An 18,972-nucleotide genomic window follows, 5' to 3' on the forward strand; every position below is an offset into this window, starting at 1 on the left:
ACAGTCTCTCAGCCAATTAGCAGTAAATCATCATGAAGCCATTACCTAAATCACTCTCTAAAGACAGCCCTTTCGTCTTTCTCGCCCTTGCCGGTATTGTCATGTCGATGACCTTTTCGGCGTGGAACGCACTGCTGAATAACTTTGCTATAGAGAATGCCGCGTTTACTGGAGCCGAAATCGGTACCTTACAATCTATACGCGAGATCCCAGGGTTACTTGCTTTCACGGCAGCGTTTGTATTACTGATATTAAAGGAACAAGTTTTTGCTATTATAGCCTTATCCTTACTCTCGATTGGTGTGGCGATAACGGGATTTTTCCCCTCAGTTTATGGCTTATATGCCACAACCGTACTTATGTCTGTGGGCTTCCATTATTACGAAACCATCAACCAATCATTAAGTCTGCAATGGTTTAGTAAAACCGAAGCACCTGCGCAATTGGGTAGACTACTCGCGGTGAAATCATTTGCAGCCCTCTTTACCTTTGCGGCTATCTGGTTGGCGTTCAGTGTGTTTAAGGCTGACTATATTACCGTATATGTGACATTTGGATTACTCGGGTTAGCGATCACTGCATGGTTAGCAACACATAAGCCTAAAACCCAAAACACGCATGTACAACACAAGAAACTCATTTTGCGTAAGCGCTACAGTTTGTATTACTTGCTGACGTTTTTAGCGGGTGCTCGCCGACAAATATTTGTCGTCTTCGCTGGTTTCTTAATGGTTGAAAAATTCGGTTACGGTGTTCCAGAGATCACCGCGCTATTCATGCTTAACCATGTTATTAATCTATATTTAGGGCCTAAAATCGGCGCATGGATTGGACGTGTAGGTGAGCGTCGCGCATTAACATTCGAATATACCGGACTTATCTTTGTGTTTATTGGTTACGCCTTAGTAGAGTCAGCAGAGTTTGCCGCCGTGCTGTATATTATTGATCACCTGTTCTTTGCAGTCGCTATTGCATTAAAGACCTATTTCCAGAAGATCGCTGATCCGAAAGACATTGCAGGGAGCATGGGCGTAAGTTTCTCTATTAATCATATTGCTGCCGTAGTTATCCCGGTGATTTTTGGCATGATCTGGTTATATGATCCGTCATTAGTATTTTACGCAGGTGCCGCTATTGCTTGTTTATCTTTAATACTGAGCCGCTTTGTGCCAGTAAAGTACACGTCTGAACCAAGCGTTAGTAAAAAAACTGTTTAAGAAAGAAGGCCATCTCTTTAACGTGATGGCCTTTTATCAAAAGTAAGTAACCGATTACATGAATGTGCAGGACTAATCAGCGGTGTCTTTACCACCTTCAGGCGTATCGAATGTTAAATTACCTGTGATAGCAAAATGATCAGAAAGATCATATTTTGTAAATACATCCGCATGGAGACTACGCGGAACGAGTACTTTAGACGACGACGACACTGGAGCCAAATGTGAATTTGAATATAAGACGTAATCTAGATTTTCGTTTCCACCGCTCGCCCAGTTATTGACAGTACCGCCATAGGTATACTCATAGCCACCGTTTCTTAGCACCTCTTCCGCACCAAGAATACTTAACATCTTGTCATATTCATGCGGATACTTATTCTTATCAACATTAAGATCGCCCCCAATAATGACTGGCTCTGCCCCACTAATATATTGATTATCAATAAATTCACGCATTTGAGTAAATTGCTTAACACGTGTTTCTTGATTGTCTTGGTTTGCCCATGCCTGAGTGTGGCTACCAAAAACATGGTAAGGATTTCCTCCCTTATTAATTTTGGCATACATAACCCCTTTTGCAGCCAAACAATCTTCTTTATCACATTCATCGAAAGTCATTTGCACTTCTTTTTCAATTGGCCAACGGCTCACAATTAATACACCACCATCTTCGAAGCCTGGTTTATCAACGACTTGAGTCTGATAAGGATACTCAGCCCTTAATCCGTCTAAAAATATTTTTCGGTTACTATTGTCAAATAATTCAGAAAATATAATGACATCATAACCGTTTATTTTATGTTTAAGCTGATTTAAACGTTCAGGTACGCTATGAGATGCAAAACCTGGTATTAACGCCCACACATTGTAAGCCAATACATTAAGATTATTGTTTAAACCACGCGATGCACTTGGTTGTTTAGGATGAATGATATAATAAAAATCATCCCCAGTGGGGGATGCATACTCTGCCTTAAAAGCGATAGTTGTATTTTCACCTATAAAATCTTGGTTAACAGAATAAATACCCCGATCATCATACCAAGAGGAATTATTAGCACCGTGCCAAATATTACTAAAAGTCCAAGTACCAATTAATTTTTGTTTAAGAGTGGTACTGCTACCATCTTCGGCCGTAACAGTTGTATCAAAGTAATAGTCATCACCCGATACAATGCCCTGATTACGATTCAAATTTAAATAGCGAACGGTTGCTAACGGAGGCACTGAGTATGCGAGTTGTCTCCAATGCTCACCTTCATTTAAATGATGGCCACTTTGTTTGATACTTAACGTTACTGTTTGAAGCGTATTATTAGTTAAATATATATCGCTTTCTGCCCAGGCATTTGCACAAAATAATGCCATATTGGTAGCTAGAAATAATGTTAAAATCCTTTTAATCATATTCTTTACCTTATTGAATTGAATTGAATTGAATAAACTAATTCAAATGTTGATTTATTGTTTCACTTTCGATCAATACATTAACATTGAAAATTGAAATTATATCTCTAATTCCATAAATTAAATCAGCAGCTGCATTCGACATAGCTAACACTTTCAGTAACTTGACCGAGGATTCCCCGTTTAATGACGAACGGTTGATAAGCGTTATACGTTAATTTTGCAATTAGTATTATTTAGAATGGGTCTGGCAGATACAAAAAAAGGTCATCACTTTACAGCGATAACCTTTTTATAATTCACTCAATTATTTGTTTACTAAACTAGTTCAATTTACCAAATTATTATTTGCTTGCGATATATTCTTCGTAAGTACCGTCGAAGTCAACGATGCCGTTTGGCGTGATATCCCAGATACGTGTCGCAACTGTAGATACGAACTCACGGTCATGAGAGATGAATAGTAAAGTACCTTCATATTTCTCAAGAGACATGTTCAATGCTTCGATTGATTCCATATCCATGTGGTTAGTTGGTTCATCCATTAATAATACGTTTGGACGTTGCATCATTAGTTTACCGTAAAGCATACGGCCTTTTTCACCACCAGATAGTACACTTACTTTCTTGCTAATGTCATCATTAGAGAACAGTAAACGACCTAGGAAACCACGAACAGTTTGATCGTCATCGCCTTTTTCTTTCCACTGATTCATCCATTCCATAAGCGTTAGATCTTCTTCGAATAATGCTTCGTGATCCTGCGCGTAATAAGCGATGTTTACGTTTTCAGACCATTTAACTTCACCTGCATCTGGTGTTAATTCGCTTACTAATGTACGCATTAATGTTGTTTTACCAACACCATTGGTACCGATAATCGCGATACGTTCGCCAACTTCAACCATACCCTTGAAGTTCGAGAATAATGGACCTTCTTCAAAACCTTTTGTTAGACCTTGAACTTCTAGTGCATTACGGTAAAGCTGTTTTTCTTGCTCAAAACGAATAAATGGTGTTTGACGGCTAGAAACTTTAACTTCATCAAGCTCAATTTTATCAAGACGTTTAGCACGTGATGATGCTTGTTTTGCTTTTGATGCGTTTGCAGAGAAACGAGCAACGAATGCTTTAAGCTCTGCCATTTGTGCTTCTTTTTTCGAGTTACTTGTTAGCAGCTGTTCACGTGCTAGCGCAGAAGCAAACATGTAATCATCATAGTTACCAGGGTAAACACGTAGTTCACCGAAATCAAGGTCAGCCATGTGAGTACAAACACTGTTTAAGAAATGACGATCATGCGAAATGATTACCATTGTACTTTGACGTGCGTTTAGTGTTTCTTCTAACCAGTCAATCGTTGCGATATCCAAGTTATTCGTTGGTTCGTCAAGTAATAAGATATCTGGATCAGAGAATAGTGCTTGTGCTAGTAGTACACGAAGTTTCCAACCTGGAGCAACTTCGCTCATTAGGCCGTAATGCTGTTCTACTGGGATACCAACACCGATTAGTAGTTCACCTGCACGAGATTCAGCTGTGTAGCCATCCATCTCTGCAAATTCACTTTCTAGATCGCCAACACGCATACCGTCTGCTTCAGACATATCTGGGTTAGCATAAATTGCGTCACGCTCTTCTTTCACAGCCCACATTTCTGCGTGACCCATGATCACGGTATCAAGAACGGTGTTGTTTTCGAATGCGAATTGATCCTGACGTAATTTACCTAGGCGTTCGTTCTCATCAAGCTTCACGTTACCAGAGCTTTGATCTAAATCGCCACCTAGGATTTTCATGAATGTTGATTTACCACAACCGTTAGCACCGATTAAACCGTAACGATTACCGCCACCGAACTTAACTGAGATATTTTCGAAAAGTGGCTTGGCACCGAACTGCATTGTAATATTTGCTGTGCTAATGATAGGGAACGCTCCTGTCCAAAAAGTGGACTAAATATAAATTACTGAATTTTAAGTTGGCGGAGTATAGCATCTAATGTGACGTAAATCACGTAGTCTGATTAGTAAAAATAAATGAATAAGAGGAAATATTACTTTAGGGTTTATTTGACTCACTAGACTGCAACCGAGCTAGTGCGTAAACAATCCCAACCCATTTTATAAATATAAACCACCTACAGCATTAAGCCCTCGAAAAGACTGTCGAAAAATTTTACAACATATTAAAAAACGATTTACAGCTAAAATTTACCCAACTGATTTAAAAGATAAAAATCAATGTGGCATAGGGTATGCTCGATCCTAAATGCTAAGTACTAGTAGTCTTCAATTCACTTTTCAACTTTATGAAAATGGTATCAAGGACAAGCGTCATGAAACATAATAAAGTATTTAAAAGCATATTATCAACAGTGGTATTATCTACAATGACAGTGATGATAGCACCAGTAAAGGCAACACCAATTAATACTAACGTTATCGCTGTTGTAGATGAATCCGGTTCAATGAGTGGCGAGCACGCCTGGTTAGGAACGATGATAACAAGTTTAGATGCAGCGTTACTCGCTGCTACAGCTGGCGATCCCTTCAGCGCTAGCTATGGCTTAACAGGTTATGGTGCATCGGGTAACGGAGGTCACGCTGTAGCTGGTCATCAACATACCGTCGGCGGGGGTCAATTAGGCTCAGCAGCTCAATTCGATACAGCAACGGGCGGGTTAGTTCTCACTGGTGGTCATGAAGATGGTCTCCAAGCAATCGACTATGCCCTCACTAGTTATACGTTCACAGGCGGTGCAGTCAAGAACATAATATTAGTCACCGACGAAGACAGTGATGGGTCATTCGGTGTAGCAAATGCAGCAGCGAGTCTAGCGAACGCAAATGCATTACTTAACGCTGTTATTAATGTCAATTTCGAATGTGGCAACGGTAACACAGCACTTGGTATGACTAACACCCTAGGCTATGAAGCGGATGGTAGTGGAGGATTTATTACTTGTACTGGAGCAACTGCAACGACTGGTACAGGTTCTTCAATCGCTGATTACGTTAATTTAGCACTTGATACTGGTGGGGCAGCATGGGATTTAAATCAACTTAGAGCAGGTGGCCTAACCGCGACTTCATTTACCAATGCTTTTGTTGATATTAAAGTAGAAGAAATCATCAATGTACCAGCACCAACAACCGTTGCATTCTTAGGATTGGGGATTCTAAGTATGGGCATGCTAAGAAGACAAAGAAAAAACAATATGGAAAATTTAGTATAGCGATTACACACGCTATTATTCCATTTTGATTAGGTCATCGATCTATAATGTAGATCACCCGTTATAAATTATGGATCGATACCAACACTTTAAAAGTTTTCTTTCATTTCTAGATAACAAGTACGAATATGCTCAATGAGCAGCTGTACTTTTTTCGCCGGTTTACGGGTATAAGGATACACTGCATAAATACCAATTACCTTCGCTGTTTGCTGTGACAAAACTTCCACCAACTTGCCACTATCAAGTTCGTTATAGACCAAACATTTTGGTAGATAAGCCAAACCCTTCCCTGCCAGCGCCGCTTGCTTAAGTGCAACGGCATTGTTAGAACTAAAATTACCCGATACTTTAACTTTATACGTGGCGTCATCACGAGTAAATAACCAATTAAATGCACCGCTAGTTTGGCAAGTATAGCCTAAGCAATTGTATGGTGCCAACTGCTCGGGAAACTGGGGCTCACCTTGTTGCGCTAAATATTCAGGGCTGGCGCAGATCATCCAACGCGAATTAAAGATATGACGCGCGATCAGGCTTGAGTCTTCTAAATGGCCAGTACGGATCACCAAATCATAGCCATCAGCGACTAGATCGACAAAGTCATTGTTCATCGACATATCTACAGTGAGTCCAGGATGTTTTTCACAAAATTCAGCCACGGCTCTCGCTAATAATAATTCGCCCGAGATAGTGGGCACTGACATTTTTATATGACCCGCTAAGGTTTCGCTATAACTCGTCACGGTATCAAAAGCATTCTTCGCGGTTTGGGCAATACCTTTAGCGCGATAAAATAACATCTCGCCAGCTTCGGTTAATGTCAGTTTACGCGTGGTACGGAAGATTAGCTGTACGCCAAGGTCTTCCTCTAATCGACTGATACGTTTACTCACCACAGACTTAGTGACCTTGTTCGCTTCGGCAACTTTGCTAAACGAACCTTGTTCTATTACTTGGGTAAATAACACTAAATCATCAATTTGCGGCATGCTATTCTCAGCTAATTTTTTGGGGGGATTAACCTGTAATTATACACTTAAATCGTAGCATTAGACGATAGTCAATAAATGTAACGAGGTTCAATAGATGCAACGATAGTAGATAGATACAATGAGGTTGAATAGACCCAACCTCATTAACTTCACTTAGACTACATATCTGCAATCACGACATACGCAGCATGAATAGGACCATGCACACCAATAACTTTAATCAACTCAATATCGGCTGTCGAACTTGGACCCGAGATAAAGTTAACACAAGACGGTAAACGTTCCCCTGCCTGCGCCTTATCATGTAAACGCTTAGTCGCTTGGGTCATGCGCGGCACAATTTGGCTTTGTGGTATCAAAAACACCGATGTTTCTGGTAACAAACTAACCGAACGACCATGGGACGCAGCACTGTGTAATACCATAGTTCCCGACTCTGCCAAAGCCTGTTCAGCGAATACGATACCCACTTTCGCCTGCTCCGCTTGCTTGATATTAATGTCATGCGCTTGGTCTGTATCCCAAGTATAAACATCATCAAATTGCAGCTTAAGATTATTCGTCACTTGTAATTCGCTTAAGCGACGATCACCGGATACCACAATTTTACCTGCACTAAAACCAGTACAGATGCTAGTGAGCGTTTCATGTAATTCATCTTTGTTACAGCTCACCCCTAACGAACCTAAGTTGTTCTTGGTGTATTCTAAAAATACATCTGCAAGTTGTTGCTGGCTAAAACCCGCCATCACATCATGATGAGGACGATGTGGTAATGGTGGACGTTCTACACCTTGAGTATTCAGTTCACGACCCAGTTTTTTAGCCAGTGAGCCTAGAAAAGTATCGCGGTTATGTATCTTACCTTGCATGATTATTTCTCACTCTTATTAGCTTTAACTTTTGCTTTAACTATACCTGTAACAGCAGCGGTATCACGGTTAGCAAACCAACTGCGGAATGACTCACCATCGGGTTGTGGTAAATCACGGGCTTCCGTCCAATCAGCTATCGCGCCAACATTAATCGGTAACTTGCCGTCCTTGATCACTTTAGGGGCAACTTTACCACCAATCTTCATGCTCATGTTCCACAACTTTGGACTTGAGTTCAGGTAGTTAAATGCAGATACCGTTAATCGTTCTGCCAATGGTGTGATCTTCTTAATCACCATCTTTTCACGGTGTTTTAATAACAAATCGGACAGTGGGATCTTCACCGGACACACATCATTACAAGACTGACACAACGAGCACGCATACGGTAAGTCTTGGAAATCCTCATAGCCGCCCAGTAATGGCGATAGTACCGCACCGATTGGACCCGAATAGATAGACCCGTAAGACTGACCACCAATATGACGATAAGCAGGGCATGTATTAACACACGCCGCGCAACGGATACAACGTAAGATGTCTTTAAACTCTGACGCTAAAATATCTGAACGCCCATTATCTAAGATCACTAAATGGAACTCTTCAGCACCATCCATATCATTCGATTCTCTTGGACCAGTAATCGCGGTCACATAACCGGTTAATGGCAGACCAACCGCACTACGACATAACAAGCTCACCATGATATCTAGTTCTTCAAATGTCGGGACAATACGCTCCATGCCCATTACCGCAATGTGCGTTTTTGGTAATGACGTCGCTAATCGTGCGTTACCTTCATTGGTCACTAAACTGATTGAACCCGATTCCGCAACCGCAAAGTTACAACCGGTAATACCGATATCGGCTTCGATAAAGTCATGACGGATATGTTCACGTACAAAACGTGTCATTTCTTCAGGATCAGAACTGCCTTTATAGCCAATTTTGTCTTCGAATACATCACGGATCTGTTCGCGGTTTTTATGTAACGCAGGCACAACAATATGTGACGGTGGATCGCAGTCATCCACTTGTAAAATATACTCACCCAGATCGGTCTCTATCACTTCGCAGTTGTTACGTTGGATCACTGCGTTCAAGCCGATCTCTTCTGTCACCATCGATTTAGATTTAACGATTTTCTTCGCGTTTTTTTCTTTGATGATATTTTCAATGTAGTCAGTTGCTTGCTGCGAGGTTTCGGCAAAAAATACATGACCACCGGTCTTTTGCACGTTTTCACTTAACTGATGTAAGTAATAATCAAGGTTGTCTAATACATGGTTACGGATCGCCATGCCGTTTTCACGCCACTCATCCCAGTTACCGAGTTTGTCTGCCGCTAATTGACGATTGGTAAACATACGTTCTTGGGCATTAGCCACCGATTTACGCATGAAGCCATCTTGCATTTGTTCTTTAATACGCTGTTTAAAGATCACATCACTGGTTTTCATCGACATGTTAGTTAACCTCCACGGTAAGGCTATCAACAATGTTGCTCATTAGCACATCAACAATATGTAGCACTTTGACTGTTTTACCTTCACGCGATAAACGTCCGGCGATGTTCATTAAGCAACTGACGTCTGCACCAATTAAATAATCAGGTGTTACAGCAGTTATGTTTGTCGCTTTCTCTTTCACCATTTCGCCAGAAATCTCTGACATTTTGATTGAGAAAGTACCGCCAAAACCACAACAGGTTTCTTGGTTTTTAATAGCAACAAGCTCTAGCCCTTCGACATTACCCAGTAATTTAAGCGGTTCCTCACGTACACCTAACTTACGAATAAGACTGCAAGACGGATGATAAACACCACGACCAGGTAGTTTTGCGCCAACATTTTCGACTTTAAGTTCATTCACAATGAACTGCGTCAGTTCGAACAAACGATCTGATACAGCTTGTGCACGCGCCGCCCATTCAGGCTCATCCGCTAAATACTCAGGGTATTTCTTTACCGCTGCCGCACATGAACCCGCAGGCGTTACGATTGGATACTCGTTACCTTCAAAGGCACGAATTAATGATTTCATCGCTGGCTTGCTTGATTCGATATACCCGCTATTTAATGACGGTTGACCGCAGCAGCCTTGATCTTTAGGAAACAATACTTCGCAGCCTAACTGTTCCAGTAATAGCACTGTTTTTTTAGCGACGTTTGACTTAACAACATCACATAGACAGGTTACAAAAAAATTAACTTTCATCATCTCACCTTGCTCACCGAGCTTATTTTTTGGAGCATGATATAAGCAAGCACAGTAAAAAACGAACGTGATTAATGCCAATAAATATCTTAATATCGGTATTTACGTTATCTTAATTTTTTGTAAAAATAAATAAATTAATTTAAAACAATCGGTTATATTTCAATGTAGGAATTATGATAGGTATTATTAGATCATATATGGAAACAATGAAGTTCGACATTAACGGTAATAAGCCATTTTTCAATTTAGTGTAATTAGTCAGCAGCAACGGACTACTACGCGAGAGGCAATAAGGATTCTTACGTGTAATAAATTATCACATCACAAGAAACGCGTAAATCGGTTACTTTATCGATAGTGACATGCCTTTTTATTACCGTGAATTATGACAATCACTGTTTCTAATACCGCTATAATCATTTACCGCGACTCAGCCCATTAAGTATAAGCCGTTGATTTTAAGACACTTGATACTTTACATTATTTTACACATTGTTATTTATATCACATTTATTACCCATAGTCCTAATTGCATACCTAAAAAGAGGAGTGGAGTTTGAAGCTTAAGCTCTTACAATCCACTCCCCACACGATACGGGTATTTAGGAAAGCACAGGCATTTACTTACTTGTACTTTATCAACAATACATTCAAATAATATAATAAATAGACTCATGCATAGCTATCATAATAAGTAAGTAAGCCAGATAGACGTATAGCCTGAGCACAGATGGAGTGGGTAGCAATGACGTCCCTAATTTTGGCAATGATGCCAATTATAGTCCTAATATGGATGATGACCAAAAATAATGGTGTACCCTCGTACATTGCACTGCCGTTAACGGCGTTCTTTGTGGCAGCACTGCAAATCTTTTATTTCCAAACAGACCTGACATTAATCTGGGCAAATGTAATCGCTGGTAGCTTGTCAGCCATTACTCCAATATCGATTATTGCCGGGGCAATTTTGATGAACCGCATGATGTGTCTATCAGGGGCTGAAAATACGATCAGTCGCTGGTTAGAAGGCATTAGCCGTAATAAAGTTGCTCAGTTAATGATCATTGGTTGGGCGTTTGCCTTTATGATTGAAGGTGCATCAGGGTTTGGTACGCCAGCGGCCATTGCAGCGCCGATCTTAGTTGGTTTGGGTTTCCCACCATTACAAGTAGCAATGTTAGCGCTAGTGATGAACTCGGTACCTGTATCATTTGGTGCGGTTGGTACACCGACCTGGTTTGGTTTCTCAGGCTTAGGCTTAACCGATAACCAGTTATTAGAAATTGGTCAACAAACAGCAATTATCCACTTCTTTGCTGCCTTTGCTATCCCAGTATTAGCATTACGCTTTGTCACTTCTTGGACTGAGATCCGTCGTAACTACATCTTCATTCTATTAAGTACCCTGTCGTGTACTATTCCGTACTTCTTGTTCGCACAATGGAATTATGAATTCCCTGCATTAGTGGGTGGCGCAATTGGTCTGACTATCTCTGTTGGTTTAGCGAAGTTAAACATCGGGCTTGGTAAAATAGCCGCGAATGAGAGTGACAACAAGGTAACATTAGCGACAATGAGCCGTGGCGAGATATTCAAAGCCATGACACCAACACTGCTATTAATTATTATCTTAATTGTGACGCGTATTAAGCAGCTTGGTATAAAATCAATGCTGACGGATGCAACTGAAGCATTATCAGTATCGTTAGGTTACTTTGGTGACTTTAGTATCAGCCAAGCGTTAATCTTCAAGCTAAGTAACATTTTAGGAACTAACGTGGCTTGGGCATACAAAGCGCTTTATGTGCCAGCACTTGTTCCTTTCTTATTAGTGGTATTGATTTCTATCCCACTGTTTAAGCTTAAAGGCAGCATGGTTAAGCAAGTATTTAGCGAAACAGGTCGCAGTATCAAAATGCCATTCATTACCTTGATTGGTGCATTGATAATGGTGAAACTGATGATGGCTGGCGGTGAGAACTCACCTATCCTAATCATTGGTATGGCGTTCTCTGATTTGATGGGTACTAACTGGCAGTTTGCTTCTGCTTACCTTGGCGCATTGGGTGCATTCTTCTCGGGCTCAGCAACGGTATCTAATCTAACATTTGGTGGTATTCAGCAAACAATCGCAACCACAGTTGGCTTACCTGAAACAACTATACTGGCACTGCAATCTGTTGGTGGCGCTATGGGTAACATGGTCTGTATTAACAACATCATTGCAGTATCGACTATTTTAGGTATTTCGAACAAAGAAGGTTACATCATTAAACGTACGGTGACTCCAATGATTATCTACGGACTGATTGCAGCAGTAATGAGCACATTTTTATAAGTGTTACATGCAGAGGAATAGCCCTGCGTGATTAATGTTTAAATAAAAAACCAACAGTGAGAGCTGTTGGTTTTTTGTTTATTCAAGGCATGTAGTTTCCACCAAACATCCTAAGGAGATATTGTATCTAGCACAAAGCTCACATCTCAAAAAATCATGAACCTATCCAGTCACATTTTTATCAAAGAAAGCGTACTATCCCATTAAAAATCGACATTGTTAGCTAGGTTTAGTTAAAACTAAATTATTGAGGCTTCACGATGAATACCGATACAATATTAGAAATTAGCCATATCGCTACGCAAATTATCATTCTCTTATTTATTACATATCATTTCTACACGATAGTAGCGATTCAGGAATGGAAATATGACACAGCGATAGGCAAGTATTCGGACTTAGCATTAAGACTGACGACTTGCTCAGTGCTAATCCTATTTCTTTTTCAGTTAATAGCTAAAATGGTTATTCTGACATAGGTCAGAATAACCACAGTTCATATAGAAAATGGGTGGCACGTTACATTTACGCTAAAATAAACGTTGAATCATAAGGTTATACTTTGTAACCAGGTTTTGTTCGTGAGGGTTGCACTCTATTGCTTAAGCGTGACTAAGGCATAGTTAAATTATATTTCGCCATTTCCTGCGACGTCATTAAATGTATCTCTTTAGCGGGAGCAGCCTTAATAGTAAAAAAGTAAAACTCAGGGCCTTTCTTAGCACCTAGCATTTCTCTAAAGTAAGTAAGCTGCGCGCCATGCGCTTTATCATCTTTACTTAATTGACCAGCGTCTTTACCATCGGCAGTACAGCACCAAGAATGTACGCCAACTTTACCGCCGTCTTGATAAACACGTAGTATACCTGCGGCAAATAAATCAACGCCACCTGAATTTACATCACCATCTTTTGGAATAACAGTGGCCAATGAAGCGTTTCGAATTAATCGTCCAGTGTGCATATTAATAGCATCATTAACTGAGCCAGGGATATTGCTTAGTATTAATGTATCAACACTCGTGGTCTTAATCATCTTTTGTATCTGAATGTATGTTGATGTTCCTAACGTCCCCGATAATGTCGCCTTGCTTCCGTTAATAACGAGTTTGCTATCACCTGCTTCGAGTATTGACTCGTTAATTTGTATACTAATTGAGTATAAGCCTTTACTTTCGCCATCTTGAACAGTACCAGTGTATATAGTAAGGTGATCATCTCCATCTACACTAATATCAGAGCTAGTTAATGTACGCGTACTTTTAAAGTTATCTAAATCCGACGTATCACCTTCAAGTAGTGTGAGTGAAGGTAATAGTTTGTCCTTGTCAGAATCATATCCCAAAACCGCTAGACCTTGGTCATATTTCAATATGATAGAGTCTTTAGTCTTTTCAACATAGGTTATCTTTGATGTAACACTATTAAAAACCAATTCTAGACGTCGCTGCTCTAACTTAAAGTCATCAATATAATTAGCCACATCACTTGGTTTTATCATATGAACCACAGGCGGAGTCGTTGGCTTAGTTGGCACAACAGGTGGATTTTTTGTTTTATTTGAACCGTCAGATGAACTGTTGCAACCTTGCAATCCTAATATCATGGTTAGTATCAATAGCGTTATTTTTTTCATAGTAAGTTTCCAATTTAGTTGTAGCTTTAATTTAAACTTATTGCGAAAAATAAGATAAACCCTTGCAAAGTTGAAAGCTAAATAGATAAGTTATACCTTTGCTTTGTGGCGCCATTATCTAGAGGTATGAGGAAATTACTGTAAAGTTTTGTAAGCGAGCAGTCATGATATCCTAGAATAAGCCAACTAAAATAAGTTAACTTCAAGATAAATAAGACATACCAACGCGATGCATTAAACCAACTTTTATAGAAAATTAATTACAAACAACCTTTAAAGTCCTGTTATTTGCCATCAAATGAAAACAATCGACTTTTATGGTGACGGGAAGATTTATTAGACAACGGATACGGAATTTTTTCCAGTGGTTCGCGGGGGGATTACAGTAATACCGATATTAAACGGTCAAAAAATCCCACTTACTGCAAATAAGCGGGATTTACATAAAGGATTTATTACTTTCTTCTCCGGTAAAGACTAAGAAACCGACAGAAGCTGTTAACGTGAATGATTAATTACACGCTTAAATTTGCTTTATGACGCTATTATCTAGAGGTATGAGGGAAATTACTGTAAGGCTTTGTAAGCAAACAGTCAGATATCCGAGAAGGAGCCAAATACCCTCGGCCCTCTTTAACGACATTACTCGTTCCCATAGTGACATCATTGAGTGCGCTGCCATAGTTGTCACGACAGTGAATACAAGGGCTCATTGTATTCACGAATCGTCCTTTTTTCGTATACTTTCTCACGTAAGCATGTGAAATACTGACATTACTACGGTCTAATTCAATAGCATCATCCAGTTTATTCCTTAAATCATGGAATGCCGCATCTTCTGCACACATATGATCACTTGCACGACCCCAGCCTATAATGTCCTCACTTGTATCGCAGCTTAAATATTTGGCTGCAGCCCAAGGTCCAGCATGCTCGCCCGTTGGTGTACCATCAGGGAAGTTAGAAGGCTTATTGGCCAACTGATACGGAATTTGTTCCAGTGGATCGCTTGGAGCATTATCATTGATTTTGTCATGCGTAGAAAGGCGCCCTTTAGTCACAAAATAATTATGATTGTGAATGATTTTTAAATCGGGACAAGAGTGTAAATTTTCGGTTTTATTGATGTGGACGATCTCAGCAGTAGCTCCATCGCAGGCGGCTATGCTGTCACCCACATTAAGATCTCGCGCTTTTATCCACTGCTTAGTCACAAGCGATAAAACGTAATCCTCTACGACAAACATCGACGTTTTAATTTCACCAATGGCATATTCAATCTCGATCATATCTTGAGTACTACTTCCAAATATCAGCTTTATAGGGTTCGGTTGTGGAGGGATGTTACAGTAATACCGATATTAAACGATCAAAAAATCCCACTTACTGCAAATAAGCGGGATTTTACATAAAGTATTTATTATTCTCTTCTCCGGTAAAGACTAAGAAACCGACAGAAGCTGTTAACGTGAATGATTCATGACACGCTTAAAAAGAGTAACGAGCACCCAGTACAAATTCATCTGCACTGTTATTATGACCATGTCCAGCTGAAGTATCCGTATTTAGTGCAACTTTATAACTCGCATATGCTGCTACGTCACCAATATAGCGGGCATATTCAAATGCAACGAAGTTAATATCTAACTCGTTTGTATCATCGACACTGTAGTAGTTATATGAAACATTCACATTGTTTTCACCAAATGCATAAGCGGCATATGCATCAACAGCATTGAAGTCAGAACCACCATAGCTACCACCTTGTACTAAGCCAGCAAGTAAAAATCCATCTTTAGTATAGCGAGCACCGAGCATGTATACATCTGATGATTCTGTCTCATCAATACCTACTATCTTAGATGAACTTTTCTCAAAACCTTCTGTGGCCGCATAACCAGCACTCACTTCAATATTTGGAAGTAATTGATAAGCAACCATCACACCACCACCATTTTCCGTAGCTTTGAGGTTAGCTGATGCATTAAATTTAAAATCACCTTTGGTCACGCTATAAAGAATAGTATCTTCCGCTCTGTCGCCACTGGCTGTAATGTTCTCGTTTGTATAACCACTAAAGAATTCAGCCATATCAGTGAAATTAGTCAGGTAGGTAACAGCATTATCTTGAGTACCGTATGTTACTGTACCGTAAGCTGTTTCAGCACCAACGTATAAATAACGAGTCTTAGTTTGGTTTGTCGTATCAGCGGTATCGTTATCTTGTGTTAATTCAAATTCAAATTTACCAACCGCCGTTACATCATCATTGATTTGATGTTTACCTTGACCGTTTAAACGAACACGAGATGCATCTGAAAAATCGCTGTCTGCAAGTACGCCCCTAGCTTCAACACGTCCTCCAAAAGAAAAATCGTCGGTATTTACGCTCTCTGCAAGAGTTGGCATAGATACAATAGCTGCTAATGTGAGAGATAATGCTTTATTTATTTTTGTCATGAACAATTCCAACTTTGTTTAGTCGATAGTTAAATAACTTTTAAAATCGCAGATTAAAAGCAAGTTTTACGCCGTCGCTATCTATAAGCGTCATTAATACTCTCAGCTATAGCACGCGTATTTAGCCTTGCTTGCGATAGTATATGGATTAACCCAATGCTCCGTAACTCGTAAAAATACCAGATAATCGTCCATCCCTAGTATCTGGGATGGCTCATAAAAAAAACGGCGACCTTAGGCGACACAAAATTGATTTGAAATTGATTGGAATTGATTGAGGATAAAATCAAAATAAAGCGTTTTTATAAAATCAGTAACAATGGTTGCAATGCCATTATATCGTGTAGGGAAATACATTATTTTAGCGAGAGTAAGAATCCCACTTACTGCAAATAAGTGGGATTTTACATAAAGGATTTATTATTTTCTTCTACGGTAAAGACTATGAAACCAATAGAAGCATCGACAATTAGTTCGCAGCTGGATCGATACAAATTCCGCTAGCACGTTTAATAAATGTGCTTCTTTTAATTTGCCAGTCTCAATTATGACTTTAAGTCATATTTGACCACAAGCTTCTTTACATTCTTTAACCAGTTCAAATACTTATTACGCGAATAGACGGCGTAGGCTATGTGCTAGTAACCCACCACGACAAAAATTAATCCCCTAAACTAACCCAATGTTCAATTAAATAACGCGAAATTGAATCAACTCTTGGTACTTTCAAACCAGGTGTATCATCGCCCCAATCACCAAACGATTGTAATTCAGTACGGGAAAACCAGCGGGCGTCATCTATTTCATGCTTATCAACCTGAATATCATCACTGCTGGCATCGGCAATAAAACCGAGCATAATAGATGATGGAAATGGCCAAGGTTGTGAGGCTAAGTACTGCACATTGGTAACGCGAATACCCGACTCTTCTTGTACTTCTCTGACAACAGCAGTTTCTAATGTTTCACCGGGATCAACAAAACCCGCCAAGGTCGAGTAAACGCCTTCTGGCCATTCGACTTGGCGGCCTAACAGGCAACGTTCAATACCATCAGGAAACTGCTTTCGCACAATCATGATCACCGCAGGATCGGTACGTGGAAATGTTTGATGCTGACAATCTGGATTGGTACATAATCGTGCATGTCCTGCAGATACCGATTTATTAGCACTGCCACAACGCCCACAAAAACAATGCGAACGATGCCAAAAACCTAAACCACGCGCCAGTGCCAATAATGAAGCCGATTGGTTATCCAGTATCACCGCAACTTTACGCAAGTCGCCAAACTCACCTTCGACCAATAAAGGAGCGAATAACGCGTCATCAGTATGGGTTAAATCCAACGCAAAATAAGGTGTATTATCATTATTTTCATCAACCCCTAAAAACACAGCAGCCTCTAAATCAAGGTGCTGTACAGCCTCAAGCATTAAAAATAACGGCGCGTTATCCGCTTGCTTAAAATAGTTTTGATCAGAATGGGTCAATACCCAACGGCTATTGTTATTCTTTTGGATCGCTAGCCATTCGGGGCTTTTGCGTTGATTAGATGCACGATCAAGTAACATCTCACTGTATTTAAGCATCATTATCATCCTTGCTGTTTTCTTATATTTTGTTTACATATATTCTGTTGGTCGTTCGTCAACGCTTAGCTAAAGTTATCTGCTTGGCGTTGATAAAACTGATAAATGTGCTCAATAAACAGCTTCACTTTTAACGGCTGAAGTTTGGTATACGGATAAATCGCATAAATACCTAACGACTTAGCCACCTGTTTTGGCAATACTTCAACCAAGGTACCGACTTGTAAATCATCGGCCACCAGCACTTTAGGCACGTATATCAAACCTAAATTAAATAACGCAGCTTTGCGTAAGGCGGCAGAATTATTGGTACTGAAGTTACCTGATATTTTCACGCTGTAGTCTGCTTCACTGCCTTTAAACAACCAGTCATTAGCGCCACTTTCCTGATGGCTGTAAGCTAAACAATTATACTTGTCTAAATCTTGAGTGCGCTTCGGTGTGCCATTTTTAGCTAAATAGGCTGGTGATGCGCAGATCACCCATTGTGCTTGAACTAGACGGCGGGCAATGTAGCTCGAATCTTGTAATGCGCCAGTACGAATTGCCAAGTCAAAGTTGTTATCAATTAAATCAACAAAGCTATTATCTAGGTCCATATGTACATGAATATCGGGATAACAGGCACTAAAATCGGCAATGGCTTCGGCTAAGATAATTTCGCCAGACACAGTCGGTACAGTTAACCGAATAGAACCCGACAAGCTATCCCCTAATCCATTCATGGCATCAACAGCACCTTGCACCGATTGATAAATGGTTCTAGCATGTTCAAAAAACACTTTACCGGCTTCCGTTAACGTTAACTTACGCGTGGTACGGAAGATCAGCTGTACACCCATTTCTTTTTCTAAACGGGTAATGTGTTTACTCACCACAGACTTAGTTAAACCAACAATATCAGCCGCTTTACTAAAAGAACCTTGTTCGATTAGGTGATAAAAAATTAAAAAATCGTCGGTACTTCGCATTATTGGTCCACTTTATGAAACA

14 protein-coding genes are annotated in these 18,972 nt (G+C 40.0%); 3 read left to right on the forward strand and 11 right to left on the reverse strand.

Going from position 1 to position 18,972, the window contains the following annotated elements; all coding sequences use genetic code 11:
• Positions 1–32: 32 nt before the first annotated feature.
• On the forward strand, positions 33–1,217 hold the full coding sequence (locus HWV03_RS16630; RefSeq protein WP_211676904.1) for an MFS transporter: 1,185 nt from the start codon (positions 33–35) through the stop codon (positions 1,215–1,217).
• A 72-nt stretch (positions 1,218–1,289) separates the two neighbouring features.
• On the opposite strand, the gene HWV03_RS16635 is transcribed toward HWV03_RS16630, so the two are convergent.
• Positions 1,290–2,627 carry a sphingomyelin phosphodiesterase gene (locus HWV03_RS16635; RefSeq protein ID WP_211676905.1) on the reverse strand — a complete coding sequence of 446 codons (1,338 nt, stop codon included), beginning with the start codon at positions 2,625–2,627 and terminating at the stop codon, positions 1,290–1,292.
• 344 nt (positions 2,628–2,971) lie between these two features.
• Complete coding sequence (locus tag HWV03_RS16640) at positions 2,972–4,555, reverse strand: ABC-F family ATPase (protein WP_211680279.1); 1,584 nt, start codon at positions 4,553–4,555, stop codon at positions 2,972–2,974.
• A 410-nt stretch (positions 4,556–4,965) separates the two neighbouring features.
• On the opposite strand from HWV03_RS16640, the gene HWV03_RS16645 reads away from it, so the two are divergent.
• Positions 4,966–5,865 (forward strand): PEP-CTERM sorting domain-containing protein, encoded by a 900-nt coding sequence (locus HWV03_RS16645; RefSeq protein ID WP_211676906.1) that lies wholly within the window; start codon positions 4,966–4,968, stop codon positions 5,863–5,865.
• Positions 5,866–5,954: 89 nt separating this feature from the next.
• On the opposite strand, the gene HWV03_RS16650 is transcribed toward HWV03_RS16645, so the two are convergent.
• The 4 genes from HWV03_RS16650 to HWV03_RS16665 all read right to left on the reverse strand — a co-directional run bounded on the left by HWV03_RS16650 (position 5,955) and on the right by HWV03_RS16665 (position 9,952).
• Positions 5,955–6,857 carry a LysR family transcriptional regulator gene (locus HWV03_RS16650; protein ID WP_211676907.1) on the reverse strand — a complete coding sequence of 301 codons (903 nt, stop codon included), beginning with the start codon at positions 6,855–6,857 and terminating at the stop codon, positions 5,955–5,957.
• Between the two features lie 161 nt (positions 6,858–7,018).
• The gene (locus HWV03_RS16655) at positions 7,019–7,732 is read right to left on the reverse strand and encodes a LutC/YkgG family protein (protein ID WP_211676908.1); all 714 of its coding nucleotides are present in this window, start codon (positions 7,730–7,732) and stop codon (positions 7,019–7,021) included.
• Between the two features lie 2 nt (positions 7,733–7,734).
• Positions 7,735–9,201: a LutB/LldF family L-lactate oxidation iron-sulfur protein gene (locus HWV03_RS16660; protein ID WP_211676909.1), complete on the reverse strand. Its 1,467-nt coding sequence runs from the start codon at positions 9,199–9,201 to the stop codon at positions 7,735–7,737.
• A gap of 1 nt (position 9,202) precedes the next feature.
• Positions 9,203–9,952: a (Fe-S)-binding protein gene (locus HWV03_RS16665; RefSeq protein WP_211675890.1), complete on the reverse strand. Its 750-nt coding sequence runs from the start codon at positions 9,950–9,952 to the stop codon at positions 9,203–9,205.
• Positions 9,953–10,700: 748 nt separating this feature from the next.
• On the opposite strand from HWV03_RS16665, the gene HWV03_RS16670 reads away from it, so the two are divergent.
• Positions 10,701–12,293, forward strand: a complete 1,593-nt coding sequence (locus HWV03_RS16670; RefSeq protein WP_211676910.1) for an L-lactate permease — start codon at positions 10,701–10,703, stop codon at positions 12,291–12,293.
• Positions 12,294–12,905: 612 nt separating this feature from the next.
• Here HWV03_RS16670 and HWV03_RS16675 read toward each other — a convergent pair.
• The 5 genes from HWV03_RS16675 to HWV03_RS16695 all read right to left on the reverse strand — a co-directional run bounded on the left by HWV03_RS16675 (position 12,906) and on the right by HWV03_RS16695 (position 18,950).
• Positions 12,906–13,928 carry a hypothetical protein gene (locus HWV03_RS16675; RefSeq protein ID WP_211676911.1) on the reverse strand — a complete coding sequence of 341 codons (1,023 nt, stop codon included), beginning with the start codon at positions 13,926–13,928 and terminating at the stop codon, positions 12,906–12,908.
• Positions 13,929–14,473: 545 nt separating this feature from the next.
• The gene (locus tag HWV03_RS16680) at positions 14,474–15,217 is read right to left on the reverse strand and encodes a hypothetical protein (RefSeq protein ID WP_211676912.1); all 744 of its coding nucleotides are present in this window, start codon (positions 15,215–15,217) and stop codon (positions 14,474–14,476) included.
• A gap of 199 nt (positions 15,218–15,416) precedes the next feature.
• Positions 15,417–16,388, reverse strand: a complete 972-nt coding sequence (locus tag HWV03_RS16685; RefSeq protein WP_211676913.1) for a porin — start codon at positions 16,386–16,388, stop codon at positions 15,417–15,419.
• Between the two features lie 661 nt (positions 16,389–17,049).
• Positions 17,050–17,979 (reverse strand): NAD(+) diphosphatase, encoded by a 930-nt coding sequence (gene nudC, locus HWV03_RS16690; protein ID WP_211680281.1) that lies wholly within the window; start codon positions 17,977–17,979, stop codon positions 17,050–17,052.
• A gap of 65 nt (positions 17,980–18,044) precedes the next feature.
• On the reverse strand, positions 18,045–18,950 hold the full coding sequence (locus HWV03_RS16695; RefSeq protein WP_211676914.1) for a LysR family transcriptional regulator: 906 nt from the start codon (positions 18,948–18,950) through the stop codon (positions 18,045–18,047).
• Positions 18,951–18,972: the final 22 nt, after the last annotated feature.

The sequence above is a fragment of the Moritella sp. 36 genome (assembly GCF_018219415.1).
Classification (GTDB): Bacteria; Pseudomonadota; Gammaproteobacteria; order Enterobacterales; family Moritellaceae; genus Moritella.